This window comes from Stenotrophomonas sp. FSL W7-1447 (assembly GCF_037966425.1).
In the GTDB taxonomy this organism is placed as follows: domain Bacteria; phylum Pseudomonadota; class Gammaproteobacteria; order Xanthomonadales; family Xanthomonadaceae; genus Stenotrophomonas; species Stenotrophomonas pavanii.
This window is the reverse complement of the sequence record NZ_CP150199.1, coordinates 184,963-204,747: the sequence shown is the minus strand read 5'-3', so window position 1 is coordinate 204,747 and position 19,785 is coordinate 184,963. Positions and strand designations below refer to the sequence as shown.

The 19,785-nt window shown below is 59.0% G+C and carries 15 protein-coding genes and 1 pseudogene; 4 read left to right on the top strand and 12 right to left on the bottom strand.

Annotation, left to right across the window (positions count from 1 at the left end; all coding sequences use genetic code 11):
• Positions 1–19 precede the first annotated feature (19 nt).
• The 3 genes from NSQ78_RS00820 to NSQ78_RS00810 all read right to left on the bottom strand — a co-directional run bounded on the left by NSQ78_RS00820 (position 20) and on the right by NSQ78_RS00810 (position 1,836).
• Positions 20–385, bottom strand: a complete 366-nt coding sequence (locus NSQ78_RS00820) for a hypothetical protein (protein ID WP_075075811.1) — start codon at positions 383–385, stop codon at positions 20–22.
• 130 nt (positions 386–515) lie between these two features.
• The gene (locus NSQ78_RS00815) at positions 516–1,166 is read right to left on the bottom strand and encodes a hypothetical protein (protein ID WP_033835782.1); all 651 of its coding nucleotides are present in this window, start codon (positions 1,164–1,166) and stop codon (positions 516–518) included.
• Between the two features lie 19 nt (positions 1,167–1,185).
• Positions 1,186–1,836: a HupE/UreJ family protein gene (locus tag NSQ78_RS00810; RefSeq protein ID WP_223224807.1), complete on the bottom strand. Its 651-nt coding sequence runs from the start codon at positions 1,834–1,836 to the stop codon at positions 1,186–1,188.
• 379 nt (positions 1,837–2,215) lie between these two features.
• Here NSQ78_RS00810 and NSQ78_RS00805 point away from each other — a divergent pair, with 379 nt between their 5' ends.
• The gene (locus tag NSQ78_RS00805) at positions 2,216–2,539 is read left to right on the top strand and encodes a hypothetical protein (RefSeq protein ID WP_008264507.1); all 324 of its coding nucleotides are present in this window, start codon (positions 2,216–2,218) and stop codon (positions 2,537–2,539) included.
• A gap of 111 nt (positions 2,540–2,650) precedes the next feature.
• Here the strand turns inward: NSQ78_RS00805 and NSQ78_RS00800 are convergent, their stop codons facing one another.
• The 7 genes from NSQ78_RS00800 to NSQ78_RS00770 all read right to left on the bottom strand — a co-directional run bounded on the left by NSQ78_RS00800 (position 2,651) and on the right by NSQ78_RS00770 (position 11,608).
• On the bottom strand, positions 2,651–3,985 hold the full coding sequence (locus NSQ78_RS00800) for an MFS transporter (protein WP_033836038.1): 1,335 nt from the start codon (positions 3,983–3,985) through the stop codon (positions 2,651–2,653).
• A gap of 97 nt (positions 3,986–4,082) precedes the next feature.
• Complete coding sequence (locus NSQ78_RS00795; RefSeq protein ID WP_014645518.1) at positions 4,083–7,328, bottom strand: CusA/CzcA family heavy metal efflux RND transporter; 3,246 nt, start codon at positions 7,326–7,328, stop codon at positions 4,083–4,085.
• Positions 7,328–8,503 carry an efflux RND transporter periplasmic adaptor subunit gene (locus NSQ78_RS00790; protein WP_014645517.1) on the bottom strand — a complete coding sequence of 392 codons (1,176 nt, stop codon included), beginning with the start codon at positions 8,501–8,503 and terminating at the stop codon, positions 7,328–7,330. Before NSQ78_RS00790 ends, NSQ78_RS00795 begins: the two co-directional genes overlap by 1 nt.
• Positions 8,504–9,727: a TolC family protein gene (locus tag NSQ78_RS00785; protein WP_033836037.1), complete on the bottom strand. Its 1,224-nt coding sequence runs from the start codon at positions 9,725–9,727 to the stop codon at positions 8,504–8,506. It lies immediately after the preceding gene.
• 87 nt (positions 9,728–9,814) lie between these two features.
• Positions 9,815–10,378, bottom strand: coding sequence for a sigma-70 family RNA polymerase sigma factor (locus tag NSQ78_RS00780; protein ID WP_049429827.1), 564 nt, complete (start codon positions 10,376–10,378; stop codon positions 9,815–9,817).
• A 14-nt stretch (positions 10,379–10,392) separates the two neighbouring features.
• Complete coding sequence (locus NSQ78_RS00775) at positions 10,393–10,821, bottom strand: periplasmic heavy metal sensor (RefSeq protein ID WP_087948687.1); 429 nt, start codon at positions 10,819–10,821, stop codon at positions 10,393–10,395.
• A 505-nt stretch (positions 10,822–11,326) separates the two neighbouring features.
• Positions 11,327–11,608: a hypothetical protein gene (locus NSQ78_RS00770; RefSeq protein ID WP_033836035.1), complete on the bottom strand. Its 282-nt coding sequence runs from the start codon at positions 11,606–11,608 to the stop codon at positions 11,327–11,329.
• Positions 11,609–11,680: 72 nt separating this feature from the next.
• On the opposite strand from NSQ78_RS00770, the gene NSQ78_RS00765 reads away from it, so the two are divergent.
• Positions 11,681–12,295: a hypothetical protein gene (locus NSQ78_RS00765; protein ID WP_033836041.1), complete on the top strand. Its 615-nt coding sequence runs from the start codon at positions 11,681–11,683 to the stop codon at positions 12,293–12,295.
• Positions 12,296–13,782: 1,487 nt separating this feature from the next.
• On the opposite strand, the gene NSQ78_RS00760 is transcribed toward NSQ78_RS00765, so the two are convergent.
• On the bottom strand, positions 13,783–14,838 hold the full coding sequence (locus NSQ78_RS00760; protein ID WP_158229108.1) for a hypothetical protein: 1,056 nt from the start codon (positions 14,836–14,838) through the stop codon (positions 13,783–13,785).
• Complete coding sequence (locus tag NSQ78_RS00755) at positions 14,828–17,218, bottom strand: hypothetical protein (RefSeq protein WP_130768356.1); 2,391 nt, start codon at positions 17,216–17,218, stop codon at positions 14,828–14,830. Before NSQ78_RS00755 ends, NSQ78_RS00760 begins: the two co-directional genes overlap by 11 nt.
• A gap of 1,042 nt (positions 17,219–18,260) precedes the next feature.
• Between NSQ78_RS00755 and NSQ78_RS00750 the strand changes: the two are divergent.
• Positions 18,261–19,176 (top strand): annotated as a pseudogene (locus NSQ78_RS00750) (DUF2268 domain-containing putative Zn-dependent protease).
• Between the two features lie 211 nt (positions 19,177–19,387).
• The gene (locus NSQ78_RS00745) at positions 19,388–19,660 is read left to right on the top strand and encodes a hypothetical protein (RefSeq protein ID WP_010487149.1); all 273 of its coding nucleotides are present in this window, start codon (positions 19,388–19,390) and stop codon (positions 19,658–19,660) included.
• Positions 19,661–19,785 lie beyond the last annotated feature (125 nt).

Here is a 19,785-nt window from a genome sequence, read left to right as displayed (position 1 = left end):
TAGAGCGCAGCTAGGGTCGTCAGACGATCGGAGGTCGGAAGGGTGACGCCGGGTGCCCTGCAGGCACCCTCAGAAGTCGCAGAGCATGGACTTCACCGGCCAGCGGTAGTGAAGCCAGGTAGACGTGGGGCGTGAACAGGCTTCCAGCGAAACTCGCATCTGCCTGATGCAGTACCGCATGAGCGCCAGTGGCGTGATCCGGGTCCAGATTGTCGCCCGCACCGCCGGCATGTGAATGGCCATGATCCACCGCTGCTGCGATGTCATGTTCCAATCCGTGCAGTTCGCTGAGCTGGATCACCATCGGCCGCGCAACGACACTCAACAGCATCAGCGCAAAGAAGCTGATCCTGAGGGCAAGGCCGTGGCGGGCGGAAAGACGCATATAGGTTAGCTTAAGCGGGGCTGGCTGGGGTTGTCGAGGGGGCCGAAACTGGGCGCAGCCCATCGGAAATACCGCACATAGGGCGGTGGCCGGGCCTTAAGCGCACCCGGCCACCGCTAACCGCTGCGGTTTACATCTTCTTGATCAACTCGTACTCCCCTCCGGTGCGGAGCAGAAGCGTTACGGGCTCCTCGCCCCTGTTGCGCCAGAACCATCCGTGGTTGCCGTCGAAGGCAGCCAGGAGCACCCCCTGCTTGGTGGCTTCCCCTCGACCCTTCTCATAGCTGATCGCTCGACCGCCGCCGTCTCCGTGGGCGTCGAAGTTCACGACGCCGCCTTCAACAGACCACTGGTAGCTGGCGCGCTCGCCCGCCTTCATGACGAGCTTGATCTCGGTGCCTTGGCCCGGCGCCAGGACAACCTGTTCTTCGTCCCGCCATTCAGCAGCGGTGGCCGCATTGCTCGCGGCAGGCTTCTGAGCAACTTCAACGGTCTTACGGTTCTGCGTGGACACCTGCGTCAGCAGGGCGGCTGCCTCGTCTTCGGCGGCCTTTGCGTCCATCGCAGCGTCAGCTGCCGCTTCCTCGGCAAGCTGTTCCTTGATCTCCCCCATTTCCTTCAAGCCCAGTACCCGACCAACACCAGTGGGATCGATTCCGTACTCAGATGGCATCACCACTCCAACCAGGAGGACAATGGCGATGCCGGCGGCAATTGCGGTGGTGCGTCCCAACTGGCGGCTGGTGGGGAGGTCGCCTTCGGCGGGCTTACTGTTGTACATGATGTAGTTCTCTTGAAAGTCAGGAAACGAAGTAGCCAGTGAGCTGCATGCCGATCAGAATGAATCCGGCGCAGAGCATGGCGGCATTGGCGGTGTAGGCGTGCTTGAAGAAGCTGGGCGTGCGGCGCCAGTAGCCCATTGCGATCAGAATCGCGCCAAGCGAGAGGATCTGGCCGATCTCCACGCCGACGTTGAACGCGAGCAGGTTGGGCAACAGACCATCGGGTGAGATGTCGTACTCGATGATCTTGGTTGACAGACCAAAGCCGTGGAACAGGCCGAAGATCAACGTCGCAACCTTTGTGTTTGGCTGGAAGCCGAACCAACGCTGGTAGGCGCCCAGATTGTCCAGGGCCTTGTAGACCACAGACAGACCAATGATCGCGTCGATCAGGTAGCTGTTGATGCCCACGTTGAACAGCACACCCAGCAGCATCGTTGTGGAGTGCCCGATCGCGAACAGCGTCACATACAGCGCGACATGCTTCATCCGGTACAGGAAGAACACCACGCCCAGGAGGAACAGGATGTGGTCATAGCCGGTGGCCATGTGTTTTGCGCCCAGATAGGCGAATGCGATCAGATTTACTCCAGATATTTCCTGGATGTAGCCCTTGTCGCCTTCGGCGATCGCGTGAGCCAACGCCCCGTCAGCTGTGAGTAGCAGCATGAACAGGGAAAGCAGTGCGAGTAGAGTTCGCGGCCAGTGCGACCGTAGTGGGGGTTGGAGAAGGACGCGCGAGAGCGCCCCGGATTCAGAACTGGGGATCATGATGAGGATCTACGAATGCGGTCAGCGGACCTCCGCCAAAGCTATCCGCTACGACACTGGGAACCGGCGCAACGTGCTACGAGTGCGCAGAGGGCGCGCACGGCACGTCACACGGATCACTGCGTGTAAGCGGGGTCCGGGCGGGGAACGAATGAATAATTTCTTGCAGCGACGAACGTCCAGTAAGGATTGACTGGACGGGCGCTGCCAAGCCTCTGCTCAGTGCGAGCACGAGGCCTGGGTCTCAGGCGATAGGAGGCCTGAACAGGGATGAGCGATGATGCTGAAGCTCTGCCGCTGGCTGGTGCCAGGGATGGATATCGCTCAGATCAACTCGAGCGGGTCCAGCAAGGCTGGCCAAGATGCCTACAGAAGCCGTCAGATCGGCCTGGTGCAACAGGCTGTGCAATCCAACCGCGTGTTCAAGATCACGGTCTGCGGCATCACTCACCCCAACATGGGGGTGACCATGTTCCACCGCAGCCTGCACGATGTGCTGCAAGCCGTGCAGCTCACCCAGATGATTCAGGACGGGTCGCACGAACAGACTCGCCACCAGCATCATGAAGATGCAGCTGCGCAACAGCACGCTGGTTGGTAGACGAAGGGATCGCACGGGCAAAGACTAGAGGCTTGTTCTGGCAAAGTCGATATGACAACGTCGGGCGCGAGCGGTGAAAGTGCCCTCTCGCGCCCCTTGTTCAAGTTTCCGTCATCCAGGCCAACGAGGGTGCACGTCGTCGATGACATACCGATGTGAGTGCTTGCCGTTGGAAGAAGCGTGTTCCGCCCAGTGGGGATGGTCCGCAGCCAGATCGTCGTGACCGTGGGAGATCTCGTCCGGGTCATGGGCGGGCCAGATTCTCCAGGCGAACACGAATCCGGCGATGCCGACTACTGCCAGTGCCATGATCGCCACTGGCATTCCAAACTTCGCACCCACGGCTCCCGCCAGAGGGTAGGCAATCAGCCAACACACGTGGGAGAGAGAGAACTGCGCTGCGAACAGGAATGGCAGATCGGTGGATTCCGCTGATCGCCGCAGCAGTCTGCCGCCAGGAGTCACCAGCCCCGCATAGCTCATCCCCAACAATGCCCAGCCGGCGAGCACGATGGGCCAACCTATGGAGGAGGGCGAGAGCAGCCAGGTAAGCCCGAGGGTCACAAGTACGATGCACATTGCAAGGGCTGAGGAGAGCATCACGCGCCTGTCAGCCACCCGATCGAGAACCTTGGGGAGGACAAGCGCCGTCAGCATCGAGCCGCCACCGAAAGCTGCCAGCGCCCATGCCACCTGTGACTCTGCTCCGCCGAGAACGTTGCGCACCACAACGACGGTGTTCACGAACACCATGGCGCCGCCGGCGGCCGCACACAGATTAAGGGCAAGCAACCCTTTCAGCCTGGGCGTCTTCAGGTAGATCCGCATTCCTCGAATCGCGCGGGCGTAGGGACCGTCCTTTCTTAGGGACGGAGCAACGAAGGGGAATGCAGTTGAGAACACCAAGATGGCGGATATCACGAAGCCTACGGACGTACCAGCGAACAGGCCGTGGAAGCTGATCAGCGTCAGCAGAGCAGCGGCCAACGCGGGACTCAGCAGGCTCTCCAGGTCATAGGCCAGGCGCGACAGGGACAGTGCTCGGGTGTAGTCGCGTTCCTCCTTCAGGATTTCCGGGATCGTCGACTGGAACAGAGGGGTGAAGCACGCCGAGGCCGACTGCAGCAAGGCAATGAGCAGGTACACCTGCCAGATCTGGTTGACGAACGGCAGACAAAGCGCCGCGCCCGCCCGCACCAGGTCGAGGGCAATAAGCACCGGTTTGCGTAGATTTGCCGGGACGATCGCTCCGGACAGAGGGGCCAACAGCACGTAGACAATCATCTTGATTGCCAGAGCCGTACCTAGCACAGCGCCCGCCTCAGCCCCCGCCAAGTCATAGGCCAAAAGAGAGAGCGCCACGGTAGCCAAGCCCGTGCCGATCAGCGCGATAACCTGCGCAGCGAACAGGTTCCTGAATGTTGGAAAGCGTAGGACCTCGATCATGGCTCACCTCTAGATGGAACAGTGGAAAGCGCCGCTGCCCTGCGGATCGTAATCCGATCCGCAGGGCAGGACGTGAAGCCGTGGAAGGGGCTTGCGCTCAATCGACTTCGGGTACCGGCAAGGGGTCTTCAATGCCCGCGGCCTTCCTGCGCGCAGTTCTTCGGAGTACCAGCCCGCACAGCGCAGGCAGCACGAACAGCGTCAGTACGGTTGCCGTGGCAAGACCCCCGATAACCACTGTAGCCAGTGGCTTCTGCACTTCGGCGCCCGTACCTGTTGCAATCGCCATCGGGACGAAGCCCAGGGAGGCAACCAGCGCGGTCATAAGAACCGGTCTAACGCGCTCCATTGCACCCAGTTCGACCGCCTCATCTGGCGGAAGCCCCTCGTGCAGGCGTTTCTTGATCGCGGAGATCAGAACCAGGCCGTTGAGCACCGCGACACCAGATACCGCGATGAAGCCCACAGCAGCTGAGATCGAGAAGGGGATTCCTCTCAACGCCAATGCGAAGAATCCACCGGCCAGAGCAAGTGGCACCGCAGTCAGTACCGTACCTGTCAGCAAACCGTTGCCAATCGCCATGTAGAGGACGGCTGCAATGAGAATGAAGCAGAGAGGCACAATAATCGCCAGTCGCTTCGTTGCTGCCTGCAGATTCTGGAACTGCCCGCCCCATTCGATCCAGGAACCCGTGGGCAACTGCACCTGCTGGGCAATAGCCGCCTTGGCGTCGTCAACGAAGCTACCCAGGTCACGCCCGACCACATTCGCTTCCACATAGATTCGACGTTTGCCATTGTCGCGGCTCACTTCGTTCAGACCCTGTGTGAAGCGGAAACTGACCAATTCACGAAGCGGAACAGACTGACGGCCTTCCTGACTGCCTGGCGGCAGCATAACCGGAACGGCTCCTAGTACATCGAGATCGCTGCGGTCCACACGGGGCAGACGAACCACCACGTCGAAGCGCCGATCACCTTCGAAGATCTGGCCCGCCATGCGACCTGCCAGAGCAGCAGACACTGTGTCGGCCACTTCCTTGACGGTGAGTCCGTAACGGGCGATCGCGGCCCGGTCGAACGCCATGTCAAAGGTCGGGAAGCCTCCCGTCTGCGCCACACGGACATCCGATGCGCCCGGAATCTTCTTGAGGACGGCCGCAATCTTGTCAGCGCTGCCGGCAAGCGCCGTCAGGTCTTCGCCATAGATCTTGACTGCAACGTCGCTACGAACGCCGCCGATCAGCTCATTGAAGCGCATCTCGATGGGCTGGGTGGCGTCATAGTTGTTACCAACAAGAAAGGCTGTCTTTTCTCGAATCCTCTCGATCACCTGCTCTTTGGTCTTCACTCCATCCGGCCATTGGTCCTTGGGCTTGAGGATCACGTAGTTGTCGGACGCATTGGGCGGCATGGGATCTGCGGCCAGGCTTGCGGTACCGGCCTTGGAGTACACCGTCTGTACCTCCGGCAACGTCATCAGTGCCTTCTCAAGAGGAAGGTCGATGGCGACGGACTGCTCGATCGATGTGGACGGGATGCGAACGGAGGACAGGTTGAGATTCTGCTCATCCAATGTGGGCATGAACTCCCGACCCACAAAGCCAAAGGCCACAACGCCGGCCACCAGGACGCCAAGACCACCGGCCAGGTAGGGCATGGGTTGGCGGATTGCGCTGCGAAGCATCGGCTGATAGCGGCTCTTGGTAGCAGCTACTACCCGTACTTCCTTCTCGGAAATGTGGCCCTTGAGCATGACCGCCACCATCGCCGGAACGAAAGTGAGGGAGAGCACGAATGCAGAGGCCAGCGCCAGCATCAGGGTAATGACCATCGGAGAGAACATCTTCCCCTCGACGCCCTGGAAGGTCAGGCAGGGCACGAAGACCAGGAAGATGACCGCCTGCCCATATACGGTCGGGCGGACCATCTCCTTGGACGAGGCGATCGTTTCATGCAGGCGCTCCGATAGATTGAGCGGGCGCCCAAGTGCATGCTGTCGCTCTGCCAGGCGGCGCAGTGCGTTCTCGACGATGATGACCGCGCCGTCGATGATCAGGCCAAAGTCGAGCGCACCCAGGCTCATCAGGTTGCCAGAGATCCCGAGCTTGTTCATGCCGATCGCGGTGATCAGCAGGGACAACGGAATCACCAATGCAGCAATGACAGCAGCTCGCCAGTTTCCGAGCAATGCACACAGGATGACCACGACTAGAAGAGCGCCTTCGGCCAGGTTCTTGGCGACGGTCTTGATCGTTGCGACAACCAGCTGGGATCGGTCCAAGGTGGGAACAATCGTCACGCCCGGCGGCATGGTCTTGCCGATCTCCTGCAGCTTGTCACCCACCGCCGCCGCCACAGTTCGGCTGTTGGCGCCAACCAGCATGAGTGCACTGCCGACGACAGTCTCGTATCCATTGCGGCTGGCAGCACCGCGGCGGAGCTCACCGTCAACGACCACACGTGCGACGTCACCCACCGTTACGGGAACTCCGTTGCGATTGCCCACAACGGCACGGGCAATCTCGTCCACGGAGCGGATGCGGGCGTCTGCGCGCACCAGATAGGACTCGCCCGACCTCTGGATGTAGTCTGCTCCGACCGACAGATTGGCATCCTGCAACGCGTCGGCCAGGTCGGTATAGGAGAACCCGTACTCCGCGAGCTTGCTCGCATTGGGCTCAACGACATACTCCTTGACGTAGCCGCCGAGGCTGTCGACGTCTGCTACGCCTGGCGTCGTGCGCAGCTGAGGCCGCACAATCCAGTCCTGGACTGTGCGCAAGTAGGCCAGACGTGCCATGTTGTCCGTCAGCCGTTCCCCTTGATCAGTCAGGAACGAACCGTCGCTTTGCCAGCCAGGCTTACCATCATTTCGCGGGGCATCTTTGCCATCTGGGTGGGTGAATTCAACGCTGTAGTGGAATACTTCGCCCAACCCGGTCGAAACCGGGCCCATCAGTGGTTCGGCACCCTCCGGCAACTGGGGCCGAGCCTGAGTCAGACGCTCGGTGACCTGTTGGCGCATGAAGTAGAGGTCTGCGCTCTCATCGAAGATCACCGTGACCTGGCTGAAGCCGTTGCGCGAGAACGACCGGGTGTTCGCGACGCCCCGAAGTCCTGCCATCGCGGTCTCGATCGGGTAGGTAACGCGCTTCTCGACCTCCACTGGACTCAGCGTCGGGATGACGGTGTTGATCTGGACCTGCTTGTTCGTGATATCCGGAGTCACGTCGATCGGTAGCAGGTTCAGTTGCCACCCGCCGATCACCGCAATCACCAGTGTGATCAACAGAACCAGCCAGCGGTGCCGTACGGCACCCGTGAGTACTTGCTCGATCATTACTCGTCTCCGCCCGACTTTTTCATCTCGGCTTTCACCAGAAACGCATTACGGGTAGCAACCGGGGTTCCCGCAGTGACGCCAGAAAGGATCTGCGCCATACCACCGCTACGGAGGCCAATGAAGACCGGCTGTGCAGTGAACCCCTTACTGGTTCTGACGAAGAGGACGTCTTTTCCGTCGATGTTCTGGACCGCCTCTTCCGAGACAGACAGCCCCTCACCCGATCCGGAAGCGGTGACCAGCCGGACCTGCACACCGTCACCCACAACCAATCCGTTCGCCTCTGCGCTCGGGGTGATTACGACTGTGGCAGCCCTTGTCAGCCCACCTACGGCGGCAGCAACTGAACGGACCTTTCCTGAGGTGACGCTTCCGTCGGAGCGGGTAATGGACACGCTGTCGCCGGCCTTGATCCGACCGGTGTCACCCGCACGAACGGAGGCCTGAATCTCCACGCCATTGGAACCTGTGACCCTATAAAGGGAGGCCTGCGGCTCGACGAAAGCGCCCAGAGTCACTTGCGAGCTGCTGATGGTTCCATCGATAGGGCTGATGACGTTGACGCTACCTCCTCCATCCACATTGGCGGTGCGTGCCACCAGGGCAGCGCGTTGTGCTTCTGCTTGCGCTGTGAGATAGGCGGCGCGACTCGCCTCAGCCTCTTGTCGTGCCAGCACGCCCTGTGCGAGCAACGACTCATCGCGCTTGACGTTCTTTTCGGCGAGGGAGAGGCTGGCGCTGGCCACACGAAGGTCAGCCGCAATACGGGCCCCATCAGGGCTGGCTACGCGTGCCAGCACTTCGCCCTTCTTCACCTTGTCGCCCACCTGCCGGATGACATCGGTGACGTTACCGGCCGCACGTGCCACCACGACGGCCTCACCACCGGGGATTGCCACGACCGAACCCGATGCGGTGATATTCGCCGCTACCTGAGCGGAAGTGACGGGCTCCACCGAGATCCCGGCAGCGGCAAGATACTCCTTGGGAATCGCGACTTCCTGAGCTGCCTCCGCCTCCGCCGGCGCACTGGCGCTGGCTTCGTCTTTCGCGGGGTCGACCACCGTCTCTGAAGGGGCGGATAAGCGTGCAATGCCAAATCCCGCGCCAAGCGCCAAGGTAGCCACGCCGATCATCGTCAGGGTGTTAACAGCCGGAATACTTCTCTTCATCTACATGTCTCCAAAGGCAATCTGACCGCTGGCCACGGCGAGCGATGCGTAGGCGGCAACGCGTGCGAGTCGTGCATCCACCACGCTCAGCCTCGCGTCCGTCAGCGTGCGACGGCTAAGCAGCAGCTCAACCAGTGGGGTTCTACCGGCCTCGTATCCCAAGCGCGCCATTCGGTAGGCTTCCGTGGCTGCTTCCTCTCCCTTGGAGGCAGCGATCAGTCCTCGCTTGGCGGCGTCAACACGCGCAAGCGCAGTCGCACGGTCCGCCTGGCTCTGGAGGCGTGCTGCATCCAATCGAGCACGGGCGGCGTCGCTCCGTGCTCGAGCCGCGCTGATCCCGCCGCTGTTCCGGTCAAACAATGGGATGCTCAGAGACACGCCGACGACCAATGCGTCCCCACCGGCGGCGAAGTTGCGACGGCCTGCGGTGAGGTTAAGGTCCGGTGCCCGCTTGAAGCGTTCAGTGCGCAGAACCGCATCGCTCGCATCGACGTCTGCCTTCGCAGACAGGACAGATGCCGAATCGACGTTCGCAATTGCGGGCGCAACCCACTCGCGCACCAGGAGTGACTCGGACGTGCCTGAGTAGGGTTCAGCTCTTCCCGCCAGTACTGACAGTTGCTCGAGAGCTGCAGCCGCCTCTGCCTCTCTTGAGGCGGCAATCGCTTCTGCTGAGCTCAAGCCGGCCTGGGCTTGTGCTACGCGCAGGCTGGCCTCCTTTCCTGCGTCAACCAGCGCCTGAGCTGCCTTCAGGTCGCCTCTGGCGCGATCAACATCTTCGGCAGCAATGTTTCGCCGTATCAGCCCAGCCTCGGAAGACGCGTAGGCAACAGCCAAGGCTGCGGCGAATTCGACTTGTGCCTGGTGCTGGCGAGCTTCGGCCGCCTGCAGCCCTTTCTCTCCCGCCTGGATTCGAGCCCCACGTTGGCCAAAGATCTCGAGTGGCTGGCTGATGGTGTAGGTCGTCTGCCGCTGGCTCGCGCCATTGCTGGGGGGAGCGTTGAGATTCTCTGCGAGGGCATCAATGGTGGGGTTACGTAGCGCTCGCGCTTGGCGGGCTTCGCCCGCAGCGGCAGCTGTGTCGAACCCCTTTTCCTGAAGGAAGGGGGATTGGGCCCTGCTCTGCTCGAGCAACGCGCTGAAGTTCGGGGCGTCCGAGGCATAGGCCGCAGAGATACTGGTCAGGGCCAGCATCACCGTCAGGGCAAGCAATGATGGTTTCATGAGGATCCGGTGCAGTGGGGCCGCAATCTCGGCCGTCTTTCTGCACTACGCGGCCTGCGCGGCCTTCCCCTCGAATCCGGCGAAAATTTATTTCCCGCGGCTCAGTGCATCTGTCAGCTTGGCCCGTGCTCTCAGTACGCGACCCTCTATTGTTTTGAGACTGATACCCAGGGCGGAAGCTGCTTCAACCTGGGAAAGGCCGACGAAGGCAGTCAGAACCAGGGCTTCACGCAGGCTCGGGTCGATCGTGTTGAGAACCCTTCTTACTTCTGCGAGCTCAAGCTGAGAGCCGGCAACCTGCTCTGGCCCGGCCTGCTCGGAATGCAGGGCGCGTCCTTCCTCGTCATCCAAAGGCTTGGCCCGGAACAGGAAATGGCGGACGCGTCGAAACCGTTGCGTATCACGAACCTTGTTGATTCCAATACGCATCAGCCAGGGAAGTACCGAGCGCGTCGGATCGTACTCTGACAGGCCTCGCCAAGCGGCAACGAATGTCTCCTGCACGACATCATCGACGTCGGTTTCGGGCAGGCCCATGCCTCGAACCATCTGCTTGATTGCTGGCGAGTGACGGCGGACCAGGCGAGCGAAGGCCTCAGCATTACCTGCCGCAGCTTCAACTGCCCAGTTGTTGTCGTCCTCGATGGTCACAACGTTTGTGTGGCTCAGGGAGAGTCGGTGCGAAGTGCTTCAAGGAGTGCCTTGTCGTAGGCCGGCCGGTGCTCGGGTTTCAAGCCCTCGCGCATCTCGAACACATGCTCGAGCGTGATGCGCTGGAGATCGCCCGCAGCCCGCTCCACCTCACGACTTGCACGTTCCACCTGGGGGTTCCATTTGGGGTCAGCCGCGATGGCGTCCGCCAGCTGGCGGTTGGCAATCCGCAGGCGCGCTTCGATCTCACCTCGCCTTGTTGCGAACAGCTGTTCCTTGGCCTGGAGGATCTGCTTCTCCGAGTCGTCCAGAGGCACCACGGCGTGAAGGCGTTCATGGAGATCGCTGTGCCCAGGATTGAGCGAGTGCCAGGTCCAGCCGATAGCCAGCGCGCACACGACGCCAATGATGGCGCCAGCGATTGTTGCCAGCGGCAGCCTCATGAGGGGTCCGATTGCCATCAGCGTTCCACCAGTAGAGCGTATGGGGACATGGAAGCTGGGGCCGCGACCCATGTCGGGCGCGAGGGTGCCTGGGTGACAAAGAAGGCGGAGCCTACTCCTCCGCAGGTAAGCACCGCCGCGAGCGCGGCGCATGCGAGTGCCCGGCGGAACTCTCGCTTACCGGCCCATTGCGAAGGGGAAGCTTCTTGGGACAAGCGCTGAACTAGCACATCAGTGGCCTGCTCATTGCCGCAGGGCCGAGTGGCAGCCGAGGCCCTTGTCAGCCATTCATCTACGTCACTCATTTGAAGTTCTCCTCATCTGCCCTTCTTTATACGCACGCCAATCCCCCTTCCCCTCAAAGCTGCACATCAGTTCCCTCCAGCATTCGTGCTTGAGTTCCCCAAGTCCCGCCCTGAAGTTCCCCAAGTCCCGCCCTGAACCGTCCAGAAAGCCCTGCTCTGGGCTGGGAGGCAATGCCACCTCAGATCGAGGTCCTGTTCCCCTAATCACCGACCTTGCCGCCCCGCGCCTCAATTTGCTGAGTCAACACCGAGAGCAGCTGCTGGAAGGCCGCGTTGAAAATCCACCCGCCCTCCGGCCCGTGAGCCTCAGTGATCCCAGGAAGAATCGAGGCCCAGGCTCTCGATAACAAGTCTGGATACGGATGCGTGATGATTAGCGTCCGCACCCCGTACTCCAGGGCCTTCAAGTAGCCACGGTGCGCCGCAAGATCTGTCTCGCACGCCTCTAAGCGAGCCTTTAAGTCAGAAATCTCAAAATTCATTCCAATGTGCTTCTAGATGGACAATCGTCACAATCCGCATGATATTGCCGCAAGCCAGTGGAGCGCGCGCACTTGAGTATCCTGAACGTCCTGCTTAGCCCTGAACGGATGCTGGTTGCAGTTGACACTCTCGCCGAGGATGCACTCACCGGCGCCAAATCGTCCGGCGCGAAGTTCTTATTGATTCCACAACACAACGTGGTGCTTGCCTGCCGCGGTAGCACTCAATTCTTCCTTCGGATCTACGCACTTATGCTGCAGGCCAGCTTTCGGGCGGACTTCACAATGGAGCAGCTAGCCAAGGAACTGACATTGGTGATCGACCAGCTTTGGCCTGAGTACGAGAAGGCAGCCCTTGAAGCAGGCCTGTCGAGGCAAACCCTAGGCACCGAACTGGTACTTGGAGGGTGGTGCCCACGCGCCGGACGAATGATAGCCACCGCCTACGCCAAGTCCAACAGCACCGCAGCAACGGTGGTGCAACCCTTGGTCGGAGGTCTGGCGTCACCCGGCGAGCCCTTGCGGGCCATGCCTGACAGCTTTGCGGCGGATGCGGTAATTGAGGCGGGCAGGATTCAAGCGGCATGGTTAAACAGCGCCGCTGGCCGGCAGGTCGCAGGTGGTCGCCTGCTGGCAATCGACCTGCGCCAAGGGCGATCGGTCGTCCAAGATCTTGGACAGCTCTGATGCTCTGCGCATCCGTCGACGTAGCAAACAGCACTTATGCCACCCTTCGGCACTATTGCTGACACCTCGCAACCGTGGAATGCACTCGTGTTCGTCAGGCAGACGGGGCATCTAAGACCAAGAGACTTCTAAGACCACCAGGAAGGCTTCAGCTCATAGATTGGGTATACGAGCTACGCCCTTCATCCCTCCCACTGGGAGAAGAAGGCTACAGGCAAGTTCCGCGGATCGCACGATGTTCGATGCGACATCCATCTCGATGTGGATTCGTTTTGCCACGGCTTCGGATATCAGCAGCTGTCCTTGTAGCGAAAGTTTCAACTGACATGCAAGACGAAATGCTCTGTTTATCGTTCTTCGCGAAACACCGCGAATCATCATCTGTTGCCGCCTTAGCCGGACCGCATAGTGAGCGTGGTGGTGCGGTAGGCCAGACTTGAACGACCCTCGTCTTCCGCTCAGCTGCGCAAGCACCTGGAAGGATGGAAGGACGCACTGGTCATCACCAAGCAGAGCGTCAATCAATCGAGCAAACTCTCTTCGCTCATCTGCCACTCGACCGCGTCCTAGTGGGAGCTCCGGATTCGATCCAATTCCAGGCAGAAGTTCGGACGCAGATTCGATAGGCTGGAGAAGAATGTCCAAGACAGAAACGCACTGATTTGCCGATAGATTGAGTAGCTCATTGAACTCTAATCGACTCGGATCATTCCTTCTAAAGAGTCTGAAGCAATTCACTCTAGTCCAGCTCTTGTAGTCAGAATAGCTTGCAGGCAAGCGTGCAGGAGGTCGGTAATCCAACTTTCGCCCCTCGCCTCTAGCCACGACTGCCTCTATAAACACCTCCAAGTTCGAGAGTTCAAGCCTCTGATTTGGATGATTTGAGCACCAAGAGATCAGTTCCTCTATGCACTGATTGATCCAGCGCTGAGTCGGGTTCGCCGAGTCAAAGCGTGTGCGCCTGTCTAGGCGATCTCCGCAGGATGGGCACTTTCTCAATGCAATGCTCTTCAACTTCCCGAGTCCACAATTGGAACAGCTGTTCTCAATCCTGGCGTCGTGCAGCGAGCAGTGAGAATAAGCATCGAAGCTCCAAATCAGCCTCTCTGTGGCGCTCTCGTCCATATCGCTAGCTCCGATGCAAATCGGACACCAAGCGGCGTGTCGACTCCAGCTCGCTGCCCTTGAGGAGACGATCTCTGAGAGTCCATACAAAGTAGCACCGACAAGTGACTGCCCAGTCAGCTTCTCTAGTGAACGCGCACGCCGTACTGACACAGGCCCGAGCCCATCGAGTCTGCGCTGATCAATGTATCTAGACGGCACCTCCGACGAGTGGGTGTCGATAAGCTGAAGCATCTTGCACCACGAAATTCCGCTGAGCTTAGCCAAGCGATTTGCGTATCCATTGAGCGACTCTGTCCAGGGAGTACCTGCATCACGAAGCTCAAGAGGTGGAAGTACCGTCCATCTTGGTGGTTCCATCCTCACAGATCGCCTTCGCTAGGCAATGAGCCCTTGATGGTCAAGAAGTCCGCTAGGCGTAGAGAACGCTTGCCATCGGCAAGTCTATTGAACGCGTCTATCTCTCCCCAGAGCAGCCTGTGATTCCTTTCGGTTCCAGACGCTGCTCGCAGATGCCCGAGCTCGATGGTATTGGAACCATTGCGACAACGCTCTTCATTCGCCCGCATCAAGTACCGCAGAGTTGGGCCAAAAATTCCTCCTCCATTGAGAGCAATGAGCTCTAGGTTTTCCTGGAGAAGGCTACCTTTTGAAAGTGGAAATCCCTTGCCGATCGCCTTGATCAGAGAGGCGTAGGATCGCAGGTCGTCATTGTCATTCAGACCGTACGGACGCATATAGAGAACGTCAGATCTATTGAACACCTCTTGGGAATCCTCATAGAGCGTGGACGCTTCATGGGTTCCTATCATGATCGCCACACAACCAATTTCTTCAACAAGCGCCATGATGCCAAGCATGTAGTTGCGTGAACTCTGACTCTTCGGAACCCTGCAGATGTTCGCAGCCTCCTCTATGACGATGTACCTCAATCCGCGAATTCTAGACATGCGCTCAAACGAAAGACGAAGGTCTCTCTCCGCTGTTCTCGCGCGCACTTCACGCCAGAACACTGAAGAGGCTCGCCGCTCTGCGGCCACGTGCGTTTGGTCAGGATCGCCACCGGTTTCCATAGCATTAGTCCAGCTAGTGTCGGGCTCAGTTATTTCCTGATGTAGGCGCAAAGCGAAGTCTTTCGGATTGAACTTGTCGCCCTGATTCAGGATTGCCCTTACGGAGATCAGCGGCAAGTGGCCTGTTGGCCAAAGTTGGGGATTTCCTCCGAGCTCAGGCAACAGCTGCCGACGCAACTCGCTCTTTCCTGACCAGGAGGGCGCTATCAACCAAACAAAGTCTCCTGGCCGAGCTCTCGAAACTGATTTCAGTAGGCTGTGCTGGGTAGTTAGAAAGCGCTGATGTGGTATGAAAGGGAAGCTCATCTCATCAGCTGGAAAATGGGGCAGGATGCTAGCGTCCATGCGAATCCCCTTCCACAATGAGATCGGGGAGCTCATCAAAGTTGACGACCAATCTCGCTTGAACCTTCGATCGACTCGCATTTGGCGGGGCTTGCGTTTCCTTTCCACTTGCTAGCCCCATATCATTGGCTCGCTGCCTGGCGTTGGCCATGCTCGTCCTCTCATAGTTCTTACGCTGCAGCTCCTCCTTCTTGCTCTCAACATCCGGCGTGATGAACTGCTCCCACATTGCCTCGAAGTGACGATCCTGCTCGGAGTAGTGACCAATCTCCGAGACCTTCGAGCACCATGCCTTGTAGCGTCTCTTCGTGGTCTGAATCCAAACGAATGAAATATCCTCAGGATCACGCCGAGCACTGAGGATCTTCTCTTCATGCGCGCGCGACGCGAGATCCGCGTTCGTGTAGCTTCTCCTCCAGTGTCTGATCCCCCTTGTTCTTTCATAAGAGCATGATTTCAATTTCACTGAAGTTTGAAATAGGAAGTCATCGTCTACAACCGTTGGTATTCCAGAGTTTGGAGCAGTCAACTGACTGTTCTCAAATCGCTCTCGCGCACCTGCGAAGCCATCCACGGGCATCTCGGGCATCAGGCTGTACAGAAGGTGGTGAATTTCGGATTCTACGGTCGAGAAATCTAGGCGCGCGGTCGATCTGCTTTTGAATTTTCCATCGACACTTCTACCGGCTTTATCTGGCTTTGTGCTCCCAATCAATTTGTGGCTGACCATGGAATTGATAAGCCCTTGAACCGTCTCACACTGTGAGTTGAAGCGACTCGCGCCTGTCGGCACTGTGAGTATGGAGATGCCATAGGTTCGACAGAGATCACCTAAGGCTGACTTCAGATCAGTGCCTCGATCGATCACGATTGCGTGTGGAAGCTTCGCGTGCTCGCGCACATAGTTCCTCAGCAAAATTAGTGGCCCTTCGCGCCGAGCGGGACCGAAGACAAAGGCATGGGCCATAACCTTAGACGACGCTTCGTCACGGCCGCAGTACAGTACCGGGCAGTGGTCTTGCTGCCCTTCGTCTTCTTGTGTAAAGACTCGGTTGTCAACCTTGGTTGCATCGATGTGCAGGACAGAGTGCACAGCAAGCGCTTGGCCTGATCTAACCCGAGCGTCGGAACGCGGCCTATTTGCTTGATAGTTTCGCTTACCGCCGACAGCAAGATCACGTTGCCCCCTTGAAACGGATCGAACTCTTCTGACGAGCGCCTTCCGGCCAGGCACAGGAACGCCAGCGCACTCGCACTGCAGGGCTAGCTCACGATACAGATCGGCTAGCGTCGCAACCTTACCCTTTAGCCAATGTGAGCCAATGACTCCGCGTACAAGTTCTGATTGCGCGTGAGTGAGACGACTGGATCGGTTCCCGCACTTTGCGTAGTTGGTGATGAGATCATCTAGAGGATTGCGACCCTCTGCGCGCGCTAGTCTCACCCGCTCCTCCAACTTCCTCATCTTGGGTGTCGCTCGCTTTCCTTCACGAGCAAGGCATTCAAGCTTCTTCAGCCTTGCAACTGCCTTTGCCACATCAACTGAACTTGCGAGCGCAACTGGGCCGCTAGCTTCGGCATACAGGTTGTTGATGTTCTTACAGCACTCGGCCGCAATCGCCTCCGCCTGCTCTTGACTTAGGCTTAAGAGAAAGTTGCGCGTATCGGTAATCGGTATGTGCCCTATGGGCCCGTGGACTAGCCTATCCGCCAAGAGTCCTGCTGCGACCCCAGCGTTGAACCAAGGGATCTCTTCCATAAGAAACGCGATGCTTTTTGGCCCCATGTAAAGCTGCTTTTCCACCGCAGCAAAGCCCTCTCGGCGCACCATTGAGAGATCTTCATCCCAGTTTTGGTAGATGAACTGCAAGTTCCTATGGTATCGGCTGATGTTGCTGGGTGAGGCCCAGATCTTGTACTCGATCCCATGGGATGCTGCCCATCGCTCATACACCAGATTGCGATATTTCCCACCGTCCAGCACCCACTCTTCGGGCTTTCTCTCCACAAGAGTGCTGAGCTTGGAGATGGGCTTACATTCCACGATTTCCACGGAGGACCGTCGAACCACAAAGAAGTCTGCATGGGCGGTGCACACATGATTGCCGCGCCTTATGCCACGACAAGTGACCTGGCAAACATATGAGATGACGTCAGGATCAATTTCTAGCTCATATGCAAATGTTTGCTCGACTGTATGGCTTTCCAGCCTGCGAACATCGCGACACTTTCTTGAATAGAAGTCGACGACCACATTGTCCAGTGCATAGGCGCCAACGCTGCGCCCTGGTTCCTGGCCAAAGAGCTCGAGTGCGAAGGACCTATCTTCTACTGATAGATCTAGCGTTCTTAGATGATCCCTCAGCTGATCTGGGGTCATTGCCATCTCCCTCATGGTGGGAGATGGCTGCACGGCCCCCTCCCGCTTTGACGAGCACTTGAAAGAAGCACGGGTCGGGAGTAGATTCAGCTACGCGGAACTAAGCGCTAGCTGCGAACAAGCCCTGGCCTGCCAGCCAGGGTTTGTTGTTTCTTCTCCCCAGAGATCTTTCTTACTTAGCTCATTGCACGGGCTCCTTGATAGGTGCCTGCCGAAGGGACAAACGTCCACGGCGACCTGGAAAGTTCACCGCTTCGATGCCTAAGCGCCCCTGCACTGCAGCTCGTCTACCTGCATCTAGGCTACGGAATCCAAGTAGCTGCCTGGCATCCCCCACGCGAACACAGATCCCAGACTCATCAACGATCCTGTCTGCCAGTTCCTCTTCTGAGGACGCTTCAAGTGCCGCTCTTTGCAGGGAAAGTGCGTTCATTCCTCCAACATACGCAAACCAATGCTCGTTGCAAGCTCGTTGAGTCCCTCTGCATTTCGCAAGCCATAAATGGTTATACCTCCTTTAAAATCAATCCATTACAATCCTTGAAGCCTTAGTACGTCGAGCGTTCTCCGGACGAGTCGAATGCTAGATTGGAGCCCATTGCGCGAGTGGAACTAACAGTGGCTTTTCATTTGTGGGTCCATGCCACATTGATTAGCGACTTCTTGCATTGCGCGTTGCGTCCATCCGAGATCCGTGCTGCCTCACTAGGTTCAGCCACGTCTTCACAACCTTGCATCGGAATCCAGGTAGGTGGCAGACGCCAGCAGACTGCACGGTCTGGAGAGCGGATATTCATTCGCGTACCCATAGTTGGTTCAGCTATGAAAGAAGTCTCCAACTATGCAATCATTTCCTTCGATATCAATTAGCTACGCTACGAGCGCCCCGACTATGGGGCCAAAGTGCTAATAGTCGGTGAATGTAGAGCCTCGGCTGCACCCAACTATGAGGCCAAAACGCGCTCTAACTATGGGCACGTGGCTACGCGCATCCATCGCGTCACTGCTATTTCCGCCCGACGTCCGCTGCAGGGCGCTCGTGCTGCTGCTCGTCATCGTGCCGCTGCAGGCAGCCAGCGCGGACGGGCGCGTTGTGGTCCGGACAGACGATGTCACGCGCTTCTTCAGCGTGTTGGATGCCAGCGGGGGATCGCCAGGTGCCGAAGACCTGCGACGCGGCTATCTGGACGTCGGCACCGATGCATTGCGCAGCTTCACCGACAGCCGTATCGGTTCGATGGAGCGTCTTGCAGGCGCGATCCAGGACAAGCCTGCGCTGTTTGCGAAGGCACGCACGTGTGAGGCGGCGTTGCCGGGAGTGCGCGCGCGGGTAGCCGAGGCACTCGACCGGTTGGGCACTCTGCTTCCCACCGCTCGCTTTCCTCCAGTCACCGTGCTGGTCGGCCGCGGCAACAGCGGCGGCGTCACCACCGAAGCAGGTGTGGTGATCGGCCTGGAAGCGCTGTGCAACGCCGACTGGATGCAGCCCGATGTGGGCGACCGCTTCGTGCACCTGATCGCCCATGAGTATGTGCACGTGCAACAGCCCGGCACACGCTCGGAGGTCGAGCAGCCCACGCTGCTCTATGACGTTGCTTGAAGGCGGCGCAGAGTACGTAGGCGAGCTGATCTCCGGGCAAACGGCCAACGCGCATCTGCATCGTTGGGCGCAGGGCCGCGAATGCGCACTGGAGCGCGCCTTCGTGCAGGACAGCAGGGGCACCGATCTATCGCAGTGGCTGTACAACGGTCCTGGCGATGATGCTCGGCGCGGGGATCTCGGCTACTGGATCGGCTACCGCATCGCCCGCGACTATGTCTCCCGCGCGCCAGACAGATCGAAGGCGATTGGGGAGCTGCTGGATGTACGGCCCGCGACGGCCAACGCGCTGCTTGAGGCCAGTGGATGGCGGCCTGCGTGCACGGCCGCAACAAGCACGGACACCCAGCGCCCGTGAGTTCGGCTTCATACTGATGAATTGGCGATCTTGAATAGGCGCAAGGCGCTCGGCCGACGCAGACCAGCTCGCCTGATCCCGCTTGTTAATGTTGGGTCACAGGCGGACTTCACAGCCCTTCCACGTAGTCAAATTCCAGCTGAAAGCGCTTGGTAGCGCCGGGAACAAACGCCGCTATATTCCAGCTTCCCCAGACGAAGGAGGGAGTGCAATGAACCTGAACCCGCAACACATGAAGACGGCCCGCGCGCTTGCTGTAGCGCTCATCGCCACCGTGAGCCTTGGCGCTTGCGCCTCTTACAAGAACGAGTTTGCAACGATCAACTCGCGCCTCGACCAGCTCGATGTAAAGGTGCAGGGCGCCGCACAGAGCGCTGAGTCCGCCAACCAGTCCGCACAGCAGGCCAACCAGCGCCTGGACCAGATCGAAGGCCGCGTGCAGCAGCTTGAAAGGGCACCTGCCGGCCGCAAGCCGCGCGGGTAACCGCTCCCTCACCGTTTGAATTGATCCACATCTGTACCGGGAACCAGTGGCCTTCGCCGGCCACTGGCGTCCTTCCACCACAGATCTGCATTGCAAGGAGCCGTGCCATTCGTACTTCCTCCTCC

Excerpts from the sequence above, each read along its gene's own strand:
- NSQ78_RS00820 (WP_075075811.1), bottom strand. The coding sequence starts at position 385 with ATGCGTCTTTCCGCCCGCCACGGCCTTGCCCTCAGGATCAGCTTCTTT.
- NSQ78_RS00815 (WP_033835782.1), bottom strand. The coding sequence starts at position 1,166 with ATGTACAACAGTAAGCCCGCCGAAGGCGACCTCCCCACCAGCCGCCAG.
- NSQ78_RS00810 (WP_223224807.1), bottom strand. The coding sequence starts at position 1,836 with ATGCTGCTACTCACAGCTGACGGGGCGTTGGCTCACGCGATCGCCGAA.
- NSQ78_RS00805 (WP_008264507.1), top strand. The coding sequence starts at position 2,216 with ATGATGCTGAAGCTCTGCCGCTGGCTGGTGCCAGGGATGGATATCGCT.
- NSQ78_RS00800 (WP_033836038.1), bottom strand. The coding sequence starts at position 3,985 with ATGATCGAGGTCCTACGCTTTCCAACATTCAGGAACCTGTTCGCTGCG.
- NSQ78_RS00795 (WP_014645518.1), bottom strand. The coding sequence starts at position 7,328 with ATGATCGAGCAAGTACTCACGGGTGCCGTACGGCACCGCTGGCTGGTT.
- NSQ78_RS00790 (WP_014645517.1), bottom strand. The coding sequence starts at position 8,503 with ATGAAGAGAAGTATTCCGGCTGTTAACACCCTGACGATGATCGGCGTG.
- NSQ78_RS00785 (WP_033836037.1), bottom strand. The coding sequence starts at position 9,727 with ATGAAACCATCATTGCTTGCCCTGACGGTGATGCTGGCCCTGACCAGT.
- NSQ78_RS00775 (WP_087948687.1), bottom strand. The coding sequence starts at position 10,821 with ATGAGGCTGCCGCTGGCAACAATCGCTGGCGCCATCATTGGCGTCGTG.
- NSQ78_RS00770 (WP_033836035.1), bottom strand. The coding sequence starts at position 11,608 with ATGAATTTTGAGATTTCTGACTTAAAGGCTCGCTTAGAGGCGTGCGAG.
- NSQ78_RS00760 (WP_158229108.1), bottom strand. The coding sequence starts at position 14,838 with ATGGACGCTAGCATCCTGCCCCATTTTCCAGCTGATGAGATGAGCTTC.
- NSQ78_RS00755 (WP_130768356.1), bottom strand. The coding sequence starts at position 17,218 with ATGACCCCAGATCAGCTGAGGGATCATCTAAGAACGCTAGATCTATCA.
- NSQ78_RS00745 (WP_010487149.1), top strand. The coding sequence starts at position 19,388 with ATGAACCTGAACCCGCAACACATGAAGACGGCCCGCGCGCTTGCTGTA.